12 protein-coding genes are annotated in these 12,721 nt (G+C 60.3%); 7 read left to right on the forward strand and 5 right to left on the reverse strand.

The genetic code is table 11. The features are described 5' to 3' along the window. Nucleotides 1-76: 76 nt before the first annotated feature. The gene (locus FHT85_RS00080) at nucleotides 77-673 is read left to right on the forward strand and encodes a DNA-3-methyladenine glycosylase (protein ID WP_112411767.1); all 597 of its coding nucleotides are present in this window, start codon (nucleotides 77-79) and stop codon (nucleotides 671-673) included. Nucleotides 674-848: 175 nt separating this feature from the next. On the opposite strand, the gene FHT85_RS00085 is transcribed toward FHT85_RS00080, so the two are convergent. The 4 genes from FHT85_RS00085 to FHT85_RS00100 form a co-directional block, all read right to left on the reverse strand. Next, the gene (locus FHT85_RS00085) at nucleotides 849-2,393 is read right to left on the reverse strand and encodes a DHA2 family efflux MFS transporter permease subunit (protein WP_112411768.1); all 1,545 of its coding nucleotides are present in this window, start codon (nucleotides 2,391-2,393) and stop codon (nucleotides 849-851) included. Next, nucleotides 2,386-3,612, reverse strand: a complete 1,227-nt coding sequence (locus tag FHT85_RS00090; protein WP_112338948.1) for an HlyD family secretion protein — start codon at nucleotides 3,610-3,612, stop codon at nucleotides 2,386-2,388. The genes FHT85_RS00085 and FHT85_RS00090 overlap by 8 nt, the downstream gene beginning before the upstream one ends. Next, nucleotides 3,605-4,069, reverse strand: a complete 465-nt coding sequence (locus FHT85_RS00095; RefSeq protein WP_112411769.1) for a MarR family winged helix-turn-helix transcriptional regulator — start codon at nucleotides 4,067-4,069, stop codon at nucleotides 3,605-3,607. The genes FHT85_RS00090 and FHT85_RS00095 overlap by 8 nt, the downstream gene beginning before the upstream one ends. A 240-nt stretch (nucleotides 4,070-4,309) precedes the next feature. Then, nucleotides 4,310-4,591, reverse strand: a complete 282-nt coding sequence (locus FHT85_RS00100; protein ID WP_112339004.1) for a hypothetical protein — start codon at nucleotides 4,589-4,591, stop codon at nucleotides 4,310-4,312. Nucleotides 4,592-4,770: 179 nt separating this feature from the next. Between FHT85_RS00100 and FHT85_RS00105 the strand changes: the two genes are divergently transcribed. Genes FHT85_RS00105 through glp form a run of 5 tightly spaced genes read left to right on the forward strand, consistent with a single transcriptional unit; the run spans nucleotide 4,771 to nucleotide 10,259 of the window. After that, nucleotides 4,771-6,663 carry a peptidylprolyl isomerase gene (locus FHT85_RS00105; RefSeq protein ID WP_112411770.1) on the forward strand — a complete coding sequence of 631 codons (1,893 nt, stop codon included), beginning with the start codon at nucleotides 4,771-4,773 and terminating at the stop codon, nucleotides 6,661-6,663. A gap of 25 nt (nucleotides 6,664-6,688) precedes the next feature. Then, nucleotides 6,689-7,711, forward strand: a complete 1,023-nt coding sequence (gene trpD / locus FHT85_RS00110) for an anthranilate phosphoribosyltransferase (RefSeq protein ID WP_112411771.1) — start codon at nucleotides 6,689-6,691, stop codon at nucleotides 7,709-7,711. A 6-nt stretch (nucleotides 7,712-7,717) separates the two neighbouring features. After that, nucleotides 7,718-8,533 (forward strand): indole-3-glycerol phosphate synthase TrpC, encoded by an 816-nt coding sequence (gene trpC, locus FHT85_RS00115; protein WP_112411772.1) that lies wholly within the window; start codon nucleotides 7,718-7,720, stop codon nucleotides 8,531-8,533. Between the two features lies 1 nt (nucleotide 8,534). After that, complete coding sequence (gene moaC / locus FHT85_RS00120) at nucleotides 8,535-9,029, forward strand: cyclic pyranopterin monophosphate synthase MoaC (protein WP_112411773.1); 495 nt, start codon at nucleotides 8,535-8,537, stop codon at nucleotides 9,027-9,029. Nucleotides 9,030-9,032: 3 nt separating this feature from the next. Beyond that, a complete protein-coding gene (gene glp / locus FHT85_RS00125) occupies nucleotides 9,033-10,259 on the forward strand; it encodes a gephyrin-like molybdotransferase Glp (protein ID WP_112411774.1) in 1,227 nt (408 codons plus the stop codon). Between the two features lie 129 nt (nucleotides 10,260-10,388). Here glp and gnd read toward each other — a convergent pair whose 3' ends face one another. Beyond that, on the reverse strand, nucleotides 10,389-11,414 hold the full coding sequence (gnd, locus tag FHT85_RS00130; RefSeq protein ID WP_112338954.1) for a phosphogluconate dehydrogenase (NAD(+)-dependent, decarboxylating): 1,026 nt from the start codon (nucleotides 11,412-11,414) through the stop codon (nucleotides 10,389-10,391). A 304-nt stretch (nucleotides 11,415-11,718) separates the two neighbouring features. On the opposite strand from gnd, the gene tehA reads away from it, so the two are divergent. Beyond that, nucleotides 11,719-12,720 (forward strand): dicarboxylate transporter/tellurite-resistance protein TehA, encoded by a 1,002-nt coding sequence (gene tehA / locus FHT85_RS00135; protein ID WP_112411775.1) that lies wholly within the window; start codon nucleotides 11,719-11,721, stop codon nucleotides 12,718-12,720. Nucleotide 12,721 lies beyond the last annotated feature (1 nt).

Here is a 12,721-nt window from a genome sequence, read left to right on the forward strand (position 1 = left end):
TATCAGTACGCCGGACCAAGCACTTGATGCTCGGCGCCGTGTTGATGGCTTCGGCTATCCGGGATAGTTTTCTCCCATGACTTCTGACGATCCTTCCCTCTCGCTCGGCACCAAGCCACTCGCCGGCCCTGCCCTCACCGCTTTTTTTAGTCGAGATGCCGTCGTGGTCGCGTCGGAGTTAATCGGAATGCGTTTCACGGTTGTGGGGATAGGCGGTCGTATCGTCGAGACGGAAGCCTATAGGCCCGATGACGAGGCGTCCCATGCATATCGCGGGCCGACACCGCGCAATGCGGCCATGTTCGGACCGGCCGGCCATGTCTATGTCTATCGCTCCTATGGCATTCACTGGTGTTTGAATTTCGTTTGCACCAAGGGGAGCGCCGTGCTCATTCGGGCGATCGAGCCGGAAAACGGCATCGAAGACATGATCCGGCGGCGAGGACTGGCTGACATCGTCTCGCTGTGCAACGGGCCGGGCAAGCTTTCGCAGGCGCTTGCTATCGATATAAGCCTCGACGGTCGCTCGCTGGACGTGCCTCCGTTTTCGTTATCTATTGCCGAACCGGTGCCGGTCGTTTCGGGCAAACGCATCGGCATCACGAAGAATATCGATCCGCTCTGGCGCTTCGGTGCTGCTGGCTCGCGCTTCGTCAGCCGCCGTTTCCCGTAATCATGGTCAAAAAAGACCGCCGGGGTGGTGCCCGGCGGCCGTCTGGCCACACAGTGAAACTGGAAAGACTGCGTGGCAAGCTTTTCCGCTCTCTATCGAATCGCGAAACGCTTGTTCTATGATTTCTCAACGCATTCCGGACGGAAAACCGCTTAGCACTTTTCCTGGAAATGCTCTATTCCATCGCGACACTGTGGTCGACCGCCGGCGGCGCCTTCGGCTTGCGCAAGAGTACCAGCAGCGGCATGGCGAAGATCGACATCAGCATCAGCAGCTTGAAGTCGTCGATATAGGCGATGATAGTCGCCTGCGTCGTGATCATGCCGTCAAGCGAGGCCCTGCCGACCGCCGTGAACGGGCTCACGCCCTGCGCGGCCGTGAGGTCGAAATAACGGTTGAATGGCGTGACATAGGCGGCGATGTTGGCATGGTTGACCTGTGTGTTCTCGGTAATCAGCATGGAGACGACCGAGATTCCAACGCTGGAGCCGATGTTGCGCGAGAGATTGTAGAGGCCCGTCCCCTCGCCGCGCATCTGCGCCGGCAGCGTCGCAAAGGCGATCGTGGTCAGGGGCACGAAGAGGAAGCCGAGGCCGGCACCCTGAACGAAGCCGACCGATATCAGCGTCCATTGTGAAACATCCGGCGTCCAGCCCGTCATGTCGTACATGGCCCAGGCCGTCAGCGCGAGGCCGATGAACAATAGCCAGCGCGTGTCGACCTTGCCGATCAGGCGCCCCACGAGGAACATGCAGAACATGGTGCCGAGGCCGCGCGGTCCCATGACGATGCCGGCAGTGACGACCGGATAGCCCATCAATGTCTGCAGATAGGGCGTCATCAGCGCCAGCGATGCCAGATAGGTCACGCCGACGATGAAGATGAACAGAATGCTGACGGCAAAGTTTTGGTCCATGAAAAGCCGCGGATTGACGAAGCTTCGCTCGGCCGTGAACATGTGCACTAGGAAGAGATAGAAGGCGCTGACGCAGACGAGTGCCTCGATGATGATCTCGCTCGAATAGAACCAGTCGAGCTGCTCGCCGCGATCGAGGAAAAGCTGCAGGCCGGCAATCGCGATAGAGAGCATGCCGAAGCCGAACCAGTCGAGCTTGGCGAGTGCATCGAGCTTGGTTTCCGTTACGTAGACGACGATGCCGAAGAAGGCGAGCGCGCCGATCGGTACGTTGATATAGAATACCCAGCGCCAGCTGATATTGTCGGTCAACCAGCCGCCGATGACGGGACCCAGCACCGGCCCGACCATGACCGAGACGCCGAACAGCGCCATGGCGCGGCCGCGCTCCTCGACATTGTAGATATCGAGCAGGATGCCCTGCGACAAAGGTACGAGCGATGCGCCGAACAGGCCTTGCAGCAGGCGGAAGCCGACGATCTGTATCAGCGACTCCGACAGGCCACACAGCACCGAGGCGGCGACGAAGCCGGCGATAGCGACCAGCAAGACCCGCTTGCGGCCGAATTTTGCCGAAAGGAAGCCCGAGGGTGGCGTCATGATCGCCGCTGCGACGATATAGGACGTCAGGACCCAGTTGATCTGGTCGGCGCTGGCCGAAACGTCGCCCTGGATATGCGGCAGGGCGACGTTGGCGATGGTGGTGTCCAACGCCTGCATGATGACAGACAGGATGACGCAGGCGGTGATCGCACCGCGATTGGCGACTGGCGCCGACGGCGAGGCGGTGGTGGCGTTACTCATGATCCTGACCGCGTGAGCGGCCCAGCAGGTTGGTGATGAAATCAGGCAGGCCGCGGGCGTGGCCCGTGTCGACATCGGCGACGACGCTCATTCCGACGCGCAACGGAGGCTTGCCCGCCGTGTCGTCGATATTGATGATCATCGGTATGCGCTGCACGACCTTCACCCAGTTGCCGGTCGTGTTCTGCGCTGGCAGAAGCGAGAAGCTGGAACCGGATGCCGGCGCAATGCTGGCGACCGTGCCCTTCCACGTCATACCCGGATAGGCATCGACGGAGATATCGACCTTCTGGCCGGGCCGCACATAGGTCAGCTCGGTTTCCTTCGGGCTGGCATTGATCCACATATGCGTTGTGGAAACCAGCGAAAAACCAGGCTGGGACGCAGTCAGATAAGCGCCGACCTGCAGGGAGGGAACATTGGCGGTCACTCCGTCAAAGGGGGCCCTCACCACGGTATCGTCAAGTTCGCGCTGCGCATTGTCGACTGCGGCCTTGGCCTGCAGATAAAGCGGGTTCTGTTCCGCAGGCAGATCGGCAGCGCCTTCACCGCCCAACTGTGCAAGGGTCGCGGCGGCCGTGGCCTTTGCGACCAATACCTTCTGCTGTGCCGCTTCGAGATTGTGTCTGGCTTGGTCGAGAGCTGCCTTGGAAGCGACCGAATTGGTGATCAGGTTCTGCTGGCGGTCGAGTTCCGTCTGATAATACGGGATGTCGGCCTGTGCCTGGGCGATTTCCGCCAGGGACTGTTTGTAGCTCGCCTGCAGGTTCAGGATCTGGTTCCTGGCATTGCCGAGCTGCGCTTTCGCGCCTTCGAGCGCAATCCGGAACGAATCAGGCTTCAGGCGGAAGAGCACCTGCCCTTTCTTCACCACTTCGTTTTCATGCACGTCGACCGATATCACCGTGCCGGAAACGTCGGTGGAAACACCAACCATATCGGCCTGGATATAGGCATTGTCCGTGGACATGATCTGCCCGCCGGTGACGTAGTAATAGCCGCCAATGACGAGCGCGACAGGCAGCAGTGCAAACAGCACCGGTCGCGTCAGCTTGCGGCGCTTGCGAGGCATTTCTGGGGGCGAGATCGGCGCCGCCGCTGCAGCCGCCGCCGGCTGTGGTGAGGGATTGGAGGACGGGGCCTCGGCCACCGGGGCCTCAGTCTGTTCAGCGGAATTTGCGTTCGCGGGTATGCGGATTGAGGAAGAAGCTTCAGCCATGTTGTAACTCTTTGTCGACTGCCTTTGAACGGCAGGCGCTAATCAGGTTCGATTTCATAAGGATAAGCAATTCGTAGATGCGCTCTTGATCCTCCTGCGAGGCTCCTTCGAGCGCTTCCCTGCGTGTCAGGTCGCCCATACCGCGCATCGTGTCCATCAATGGTCGGGCTTCGTCGCGCATGTAGAGCAGCCAGCTTCTTCGATCGTTTGGATGCTGCCGACGCTCCACCAGACCGCGTTCGCTGAGCTTATCGAGGATGCGAACCAAGGTGATCGGCTCGATTTCCAGCATTTCGGCCAGGCCAGCCTGGTGAATGCCCTCGTTGTTTGCGAGGTAGGCGAGCGTCTGCCATTGCGAACGCGTCAGGCCAAGATCTTTTGCGCGCTGCTCGAATCGCTTCCGAAGAAGCCGGGCAACGTCATGGAGAAGAAAGCCGAGAGTAGGTGTCGAATTCATCTATAAGAAGCCTGCTATTCATAAGCAACCTTATAATGATTGCTACGTATAGTAAGCGCGCATGCGATACAAGGGGTATGTGATCAACAAATGGCGATGACACAAGATGTCGCAGCCGCCCGTGGCGCTTTGGGCCAGGTATGAACGAAGCGCCAATAAAGGCCTTTAACGCTCAATCAAAAAAGCGCAGCTCACTCGGCTGCGCCTTCTGCAGTTTTGCAAATGGAGAGAGCAGCCTGGCTAGCGGCGATTCAGCAGGCCGATGAGATATCCGAGCCCGGCTGCCGCGACGACCATGAAAATCGGCTCCTCGCGAACGCGCTCGCGCAGCTGCTCCGTAAGTTCCTGGGCTTCTTCCGTGACGACAGACTTCGCTCCCTGCCCTACGGCTGCCACGCTTTGCGAAAGCTTTGCCAAATCTTCCCGCAATGCTGCGACCTGGGCGGCAAGATCTTCCATTGCCGTTTCCGTCTGCGCCCGCGCCGAAGATGAGGGAGTGGAAGCTGATTTCGTGTCTGCCATCATGTGCTCCTCATGTTTTCTCGTTGCTAAAACGCCGCTGCCTATCAAAGGTTCCGGCATAGCTGCGCCTCATTGGGCGATTTCCCCACTGGCTCTTCAATTCCGGTTCGGATTGTTCTAAGGAACTCCGATTGTTTCGCCGTGTGCGAAGACTTGATGATGACGAGGTTTGCTTTCCGATGTTCGACGTGCTGAGAAAAATCGCCCAAACCTGGCTTGCCAAGGGCCTGTTGCTTCTTCTTGCGGCAGCCTTTGGTGTATGGGGCGTCGAGCGGTCCCTCATCACCGGCGGCAGCAGCAATACGGTTGTCACGGTTGGCGATCAGCATATCGATACCAATGAATTCCGTCTCGCCTATCGTCGACAGATGCAGGCGATCAGCCAGCAGTTGCGCATGCAAATCACGCCGGAACAGGCGCGCGCCTTCGGTATCGGGCAGCAGACGGTGTCACAGCTGGTCGCCGGCGCCTCCCTCGATCAACTTGCCGCCGATATGGGTCTCGGTCTTTCGCAGGATCGGCTGGCCAAGCTGATCGGCGACGATCCTGCTTTCAAGGCGACGAATGGCGCTTTCGACCGCCAGAAATTCGACCTGCTGCTGCGCAACAGCAACATATCGCCCGATGATTACATCAAGGAGCGCAGCAAGGTCGCAATCCGCGGCCAGATTGTCGAGGCCGTATCAAACGGTTTTACCGCACCGACAGTCCTTGTCGACGCCGTCAAGCAATATCACAACGAGACCCGCAGCATCGATTACCTGTTGCTGACCAACGCCAACATCGATCCCGTCAAGGCCCCGGCCGACGACGTGCTGCAGAAGTGGTTCGATGGCGTGAAGTCGAAATATCGTGCGCCCGAATATCGCAAGTTCGCCTTTGTGAAGTTGCAGGCCGAGGATATCGCCGACACCGCGAGTGTTACGGATGACGAAGTGCGTGCGCAGTTCGATAAGCGCAAGGACAGCTTCACCACGCCCGCAACCCGCACGATCGAGCAGCTGACCTTCGCCAATAAGGATCTCGCCAATGCTGCAGCCGATGCGCTGAAGACGGGGACGACCTTCGATCAGCTCGTCTCCGACCAGGGCAAGAAGCCTTCCGACGTGCTGCTCGGCACCTTCACCAAGGATCAGGTTCCGGATAAGACCGTTGCCGAAGCAACCTTCGCCGTTTCCAAGGAAGGCGGCACCACTCCCGTCGTCGAAGGTTCGTTCGGGCCGGTGATCCTGCGCGTGACCAATGTGAAGAACGAAACGGCGAAGAATTTCGACGACGTCAAGGAAGATATTCGCAAGCAGATTGCGCTCAGCAACGCCGCAAACGAGATCACCAGCGTCCACGACAAGTTCGAAGACCTGCGGGGCTCCGGCGCATCGCTGCAGGATGCGGCATCGCAGCTTAAGCTTAAACTCGTCACCGTCGATTCGATCGATCAGACTGGCCTTGATCAGAATGGCAACGAGATAAAGGATCTTCCGGCCCGCCAGCAGCTGCTTTCGGAAGTCTTCAAGGCCGATCAGGGCGGCAACCCCGCTCCTCTGACGGTCGGTAATGACGGCTATATCTGGTACGATGTGACGAACATCACGCCCGATCACGATCGTCCGCTTGCGGAAGTGCGCGAAAAAGCCGTTGCCGACTGGACTGCCGAACAGCAGAAGATTGCGCTCGCTGCCAAGGCGGTCGAGCTGAAGCAGGAAGCGCAGAAGGGCAAGTCGCTTGCCGATATCGCCGCGCCGCTTGGTATCGCTGTTGAAAGCAAGAGCGGCATCACCCGCTCGACGGACGATCCGGTTTTGGGTCGCGGCGGTATCGCTGCAGCTTTCTCCGGTCCCGTCGATACGGCCGGAAGCGCCATCGGCGCCGATGACACCACGCAGATCCTGCTCAAGGTCACCGATGTCAACGACAATCCGACGACCGATGCGCTAAGCAACGACGATCAGCAGGTTGCCCAGATCGCCAACGCCGCCGGCGACGACATTCTCGATCAGATGGTCAGCCAGCTGCAGGGCAGATATACCGTCACGGTCAACCAGAGCCTCGCCGAACAGGCGATGTCCCGCTAGACCCGGTCGGGAGGATGGATAGTCGATGAGCGAATTGAAGCCTTTTCTCGCCAAGGTCGCCAATCGCGAGGCATTGACGCGGGATGAAGCCCGGCAGGCATTCGAAATCCTGATGTCGGGTGAGGCCACGCCGTCTCAGATCGGCGCATTCCTGATGGCTCTGCGAGTGCGCGGCGAAACTGTCGACGAAATCGTCGGCGCCGTGACCACGATGCGTGCCAAGATGCTGCCGGTGAAAGCCCCGGCCGATGCCATCGATATCGTTGGAACAGGCGGCGACGGTGTCGGAACCTATAATATCTCGACGCTGGCCGCGTTCATCGTCGCCGGCGCCGGCGTACCCGTCGCCAAGCACGGCAACCGCGCCCAGAGCTCCAAGGCCGGCACCGCCGATACGCAATCCGTGTTGGGCATCAAGCTCGATATCGGGCCGGAGACGATCGCCCGCTGCATTCGGGAAGCCGGCATCGGCTTCATGTTCGCGCAGCTGCATCATTCCTCGATGCGCCATGTCGGTCCCTCGCGCGTCGAACTCGGCACGCGGACGATCTTCAATCTACTTGGGCCTTTGTCCAACCCTGCTGGCGCCCGTCGCCAGCTGCTCGGCGTCTTCGCGCCGCAATGGGTGCTGCCGTTGGCCGAGGTGCTGAAGGATCTCGATGCGGAAAGCGTCTGGGTCGTGCACGGCGACGGTCTGGACGAAATCACCACGACCGGCAAGACCTCCGTCGCAGCACTTGAGAATGGCAAGATCCGCACTTTTGAGCTAACACCGGCCGACTTTGGCCTGCAGCATGCCGACCTTGCCGATCTCAAGGGTGGCGATGGCGTTGCCAATGCTGCAGCCCTTCGTGCCGTGCTCGCCGGCGAAAAGAACGCCTATCGCGACATCGCGCTTGCCAATGCGGCGGCCTCACTGGTCATTGCCGGCAAGGCGGAAACGCTGCATGATGGCATGAAGCTCGCGGCCCATTCGCTCGATAGCGGCGCCACCGCCGTTGCGTTGGAAAAGCTTATCGCCGTTTCCAACGAGGAAGAACAGGACTAGGACGTCATGACCGATATCCTTCAAAAGATCGAGGCCTACAAGCGCGAGGAAATCGCCGCTGCCAAGGCCAGACTTTCCCTTGCCGACCTAAAGGCGATGCAGGCCGGACAGTCCGCGCCGCGCGGTTTCCATAAGGCGCTGCTCGCCAAAAAGGATGCCGGCGCTTTCGGCCTGATTGCCGAGATCAAGAAGGCAAGCCCTTCAAAGGGGCTCATCCGCCCCGATTTTGACCCGCCTGCCCTCGCCAAGGCCTACGAAGCCGGCGGTGCCGCCTGCCTTTCGGTGTTGACCGATACGCCAAGTTTCCAGGGCGCTCCGGGATTCCTGACGGCTGCCCGCGCGGCCTGCTCGCTGCCGGCACTGCGCAAGGACTTCATGTTCGACACCTATCAGGTACAGGAAGCTCGTGCCTGGGGTGCCGATTGCATCCTTCTCATCATGGCTTCGCTTTCGGATGATGATGCCGAGCGTCTTCAGGACGAGGCATTCGGCCTCGGCATGGACGTGCTGGTCGAGGTGCACGACGCCGAAGAGATGGAGCGTGCGCTAAATCTCTCCTCCCCGCTGATCGGCATCAACAACCGTAATCTGCGCACTTTCGAAGTCAGCTTGACGGTCAGCGAGAACCTGGCACCCATGGTGCCGGAGGATCGGCTGCTGGTCGGCGAAAGCGGCGTCTTTACCCATGCCGACTGCAAGCGCCTCGAGGCCGTCGGCATCAGCACCTTCCTCGTCGGCGAAAGCCTCATGCGCAAGGACGATGTGACGGCGGCAACGAAACTGCTTCTGAACGGCGAAACCGGCATTCTGGCGGCTGAGTGAAATGAGCACCGAGAAGGCCGGTCTTACGCATATCGACGCTTCGGGCGAAGCTTATATGGTCGATGTTGGCGACAAGGCCGAGACGGCACGCAGTGCCACCGCGACCGGCTACGTCAGGATGAAGCCGGAGACCCTGATGCTGATCCGCGAGGGCAACGCCAAGAAGGGTGATGTCATCGGCACGGCGCGGCTTGCCGGCATCATGGCAGCGAAGCAGACCAGCAATCTCATTCCGCTCTGCCATCCCCTCATGTTGACGAAGGTTGCCGTCGACATCGTAGAGGATGCCACCCTGCCCGGCCTGCGTGTCACCGCGACGGCAAAACTGACCGGCCGCACCGGCGTCGAGATGGAAGCACTGACGGCGGTTTCCGTCGCCTGCCTGACGATCTACGACATGGCCAAGGCCGCCGACCGCAGCATGGAAATCGGCGGTATCATTCTATTGGAGAAATCCGGCGGCAAATCGGGGGATTTCCGCCATCCGGGGGCCTGACACATGAGCCTATTGCCCGTTGCCGAAGCGCAGGCGCGCCTATTGGACAGTGCAGCGCCGATCCATCGTGTTGAAAGCGTTCCACTCGATATGGCCGAAGGCCGGGTTCTGGCTAAAGATCTTACGGCCCGCCTGACGCAGCCGCCTTTCGACGCTTCGGCGATGGATGGTTACGCGCTGCGCTTCGATGATGCGGCAATGCCGGGTTCGGAGTTGCAGGTCATCGGCGCCTCTGCCGCTGGCCACGCCTTCGATGGTAGCGTCGGCAAAGGCGAAGCGGTTCGCATTTTCACCGGCGCGCCCGTTCCGGCCGGCGCCGATTCGGTGCTTTTGCAGGAGGACGCCGAGCGCCTGGAAGGCGATCGTATCCGCACGACCTATCCCTTGCGCAAGGGGCAACATATTCGCCCGCGCGGACAGGATTTCCTGGAAGGAGAAGTGGTGCTTTCCACCGGCACCGTTATGGATTTTTCGCGCCTTACGGTCGCCGCGGCCATGAATCATCCGGCATTGGATGTCTATCGCCGGCCGCTTGTGGCGATTCTCGCAACCGGCGACGAACTCGTCGCGCCCGGCAATGAACCAGGGCCATCGCAAATCATTGCCTCGAATACCTTTGGCATTGCTGCACTCGCGCGCAATGCCGGCGCGCATGTGCTCGATCTCGGCATCGTCGCCGACGACAGCGACGAGATCACCGCTGCGATCGGTCGGGCGCAGGTGGCCAAGGCCGACATCATCGTCACGCTCGGCGGCGCCTCTGTCGGTGATCACGATCTGGTACAGGCAACAATGATATCAGCCGGCATGAAGCTGGATTTCTGGCGCATCGCCATGCGCCCTGGCAAGCCGCTGATGGTCGGCAGCCTCGGTGACATGCATGTCCTCGGCCTTCCCGGCAATCCCGTTTCCAGCCTTGTCTGTGGCCTGCTCTTTCTCGAGCCGTTGATAAGAAAGCTCGCATCCCTGCCCGTGATAAAGCGTGAAGGTATTGCGCGCGCCGCCGTGCCCTTTGCCGCCAACGATCAGCGACAGGACTACGTCCGCGCGACGCTGACGAAAGCCGCCGATGGCGGCTGGCTCGCCGAGCCTTTCTCGAAGCAGGATTCGTCGATGATGAAGGTCTTTTCGCGCGCCGACTGCCTGGTCGTCCGCCCGCCGCATGCGCCGCAGCTTGATATAGGCTCGCCCACTCCAGTCATAGTCCTGCGACCTGATCTGCTGGGCTGAAGTTACCCCGGGGAAAGTGCTTAGCGCGGCTTTCCTGCTGGAAGCATTAAGACAATAGAAGCGGGCAAAAAAAAAGCCGGGAGGTTTGACCCACCCGGCTCGCAATCATCAGATCGATAGGCCGATCAATTACTTGACGGGCTTCTCATGGTGGCCGCCGAAGCCGGCGCGCATGGCGGAGAGAACCTTGTTGGCGTAGTCGTCATTGCCACGCGAAGCAAAACGGCCGTAAAGCGCAGCGCTCAGCACCGGCGTCGGAACGCCTTCGTCGATCGCAGCCGAGATCGTCCAGCGGCCTTCGCCCGAGTCGGACACGCGGCCGGCATATTGCGAAAGGGCTGCATCGCCATGCAGCGCGTCGGCCGTGAGGTCGAGCAGCCACGAGGTGATCACGCTGCCGCGACGCCAGACTTCGGAGATTTCGGCGATATCGAGATCATACTGATAATACTGCGGATGCGAGAGCGGCGCGGTTTCAGCGTCCTTCTCGGCGTCCTGCTTGCCGATATTGGCATGGCGCAGAACGTTGAAGCCTTCGGCATAGGCGGCCATTAGGCCATATTCGATGCCGTTATGGACCATCTTGACGAAGTGGCCGGCGCCGGACGGGCCGCAATGCAGATAGCCCTGCTCTGCCGTGCTCTTCTTGGCAGCCTCTTCCGAGCGCATGGCCGACGGAGCGACGTCACCGACGCCCGGCGCAAGCGTCGCGAAGATCGGTGACAGATGCTGGACGGTTTCCTTCTCGCCGCCGATCATCAGGCAATAGCCGCGCTCAAGGCCGAAAACACCGCCGCTGGTGCCGACGTCGACATAGTGGATGCCCTTCGGCTTCAGCTCTTCGGCACGGCGGATATCGTCGTGATAATAGGAATTGCCGCCATCGATGACGATGTCGCCCTCTTCCAGCAGCGGAACGATCGCCGCCAGTTCCTGATCGACGATTGCCGCCGGCAACATCAGCCAGACGACGCGTGGCTTTGCAAGTTTCGATACGAAATCCGCAAGAGACTTGCTGCCGGTGGCGCCGAGCTGTTCAAGCCCGGCGATGCTTTCCGGGCGCGCATCGAAAACAACGGCGCTGTGACCGCCTCGCATCAGGCGCTGCACCATGTTGTTGCCCATACGGCCAAGGCCAATCATTCCGATTTGCATGTTTCAGTCTCCTAGGACGGTTTCAATCGTTTGAATACTGCATAGAGATATTTCGCAATATTTTCCAATGAACAAATGACGGGAGAGCTATGCAGGAGCCATGGAGCGGAGAAAAATGCGCGCGTTCACGCATCCGTGATCTCGCATGCCGAAGCCTCCCGCTTTTCTCCATGATCGCGCTTTGCCGGCTTGGAGGAAAGCTGTATTTTGCTTCCCGTTCGCATTGATAGATTTAGCATCGATCTCGAATTCCTTGCACAATTCTCTTTCAGGTGGGCCTCATATAGGGCGAAAAAGGGGGCATATGACTGCGTCTTTGAAACTGCCGCTGGTGCCAGCTTCGTTTTTCGGTATGGTTCTTGGCCTTTCTGGTCTCGCCAATGCGTGGCGCGTGGGTGCTCGCATCTGGCGCCTGCCGGCCCTTATCGGTGAAGCGCTGACCTTTATTGCGCTAGCCGTCTGGCTGCTGCTGATCGTGCTCTATGCGTTGAAGTGGATGATGGCGCGCGAGGAGGCCTTCAAGGAAGTGGCGCACCCTGTCCAGTGCTGCTTCATCGGCCTTGTCGGCGTCGCAACCATGCTGGTGGCCGGTGGCCTGCTGCCCTATTCGCGCATCGGCGCCGAAACCATATTCCTGATCGGCGCCGTCTACACGCTGGCATTCTCCGTTTGGCGCACGGGAGGGCTCTGGCAAGGGGAACGCGACATTGCGACGACGACCGCCGTGCTCTATCTGCCAAGCGTCGCCGGCAGCTTCGTGACCGCCATCGTCGGCGCCGCACTCGGCTTTCCGCAATGGGCGCAGCTTTTCTTCGGCGCCGGCTTCTTCGCCTGGCTTGCCATCGAATCCGCCCTGCTGCATCGTCTGCTGACCGGACCGACGTTGGCCGCGCCGCTGCGGCCCACCCTTGGAATTCAGCTGGCTCCACCGGCCGTTGGTGCGCTAGCTTATATCGGCGTCACGCAAGGCCCTCCCGATATGCTCGTCCATGCAATGATCGGCTATGGCTTGCTGCAGGCTCTGATCATGTTGCGCCTCCTGCCCTGGATCATGAAGGAGGGCTTCAGCCCAGCCTATTGGGCCTTCACCTTCGGTGCAACAGCACTGGCGACTGCACCGATGCGCCTTGTCGAACGCGGCGATGTCGGCGCAGTCACGCAACTTGCCCCCATTCTCTTCGCCGCCGCCAATATCGTCGTGGGTTTGATCGCGCTGGCGACGATCTGGCTGATTGCCAACCGCAAACTCGTCATCGGCTGGGTCGCGCTTGCCGACCGCGACGCTGGCACCGTTGGCCAGCGGTAGT

This window comes from Rhizobium sp. BK312 (genome assembly GCF_014193605.1).
Taxonomy (GTDB): domain Bacteria; phylum Pseudomonadota; class Alphaproteobacteria; order Rhizobiales; family Rhizobiaceae; genus Rhizobium.

Coding starts and splice junctions, on each gene's coding strand:
- FHT85_RS00090 (WP_112338948.1), bottom strand. CDS start 3,612: ATGGCTGAAGCTTCTTCCTCAATCCGCATACCCGCGAACGCAAATTCC.
- FHT85_RS00105 (WP_112411770.1), top strand. CDS start 4,771: ATGTTCGACGTGCTGAGAAAAATCGCCCAAACCTGGCTTGCCAAGGGC.
- moaC (WP_112411773.1), top strand. CDS start 8,535: ATGAGCACCGAGAAGGCCGGTCTTACGCATATCGACGCTTCGGGCGAA.
- glp (WP_112411774.1), top strand. CDS start 9,033: ATGAGCCTATTGCCCGTTGCCGAAGCGCAGGCGCGCCTATTGGACAGT.
- gnd (WP_112338954.1), bottom strand. CDS start 11,414: ATGCAAATCGGAATGATTGGCCTTGGCCGTATGGGCAACAACATGGTG.
- FHT85_RS00100 (WP_112339004.1), bottom strand. CDS start 4,591: ATGGCAGACACGAAATCAGCTTCCACTCCCTCATCTTCGGCGCGGGCG.
- FHT85_RS00095 (WP_112411769.1), bottom strand. CDS start 4,069: ATGAATTCGACACCTACTCTCGGCTTTCTTCTCCATGACGTTGCCCGG.
- trpC (WP_112411772.1), top strand. CDS start 7,718: ATGACCGATATCCTTCAAAAGATCGAGGCCTACAAGCGCGAGGAAATC.
- tehA (WP_112411775.1), top strand. CDS start 11,719: ATGACTGCGTCTTTGAAACTGCCGCTGGTGCCAGCTTCGTTTTTCGGT.
- FHT85_RS00080 (WP_112411767.1), top strand. CDS start 77: ATGACTTCTGACGATCCTTCCCTCTCGCTCGGCACCAAGCCACTCGCC.
- trpD (WP_112411771.1), top strand. CDS start 6,689: ATGAGCGAATTGAAGCCTTTTCTCGCCAAGGTCGCCAATCGCGAGGCA.
- FHT85_RS00085 (WP_112411768.1), bottom strand. CDS start 2,393: ATGAGTAACGCCACCACCGCCTCGCCGTCGGCGCCAGTCGCCAATCGC.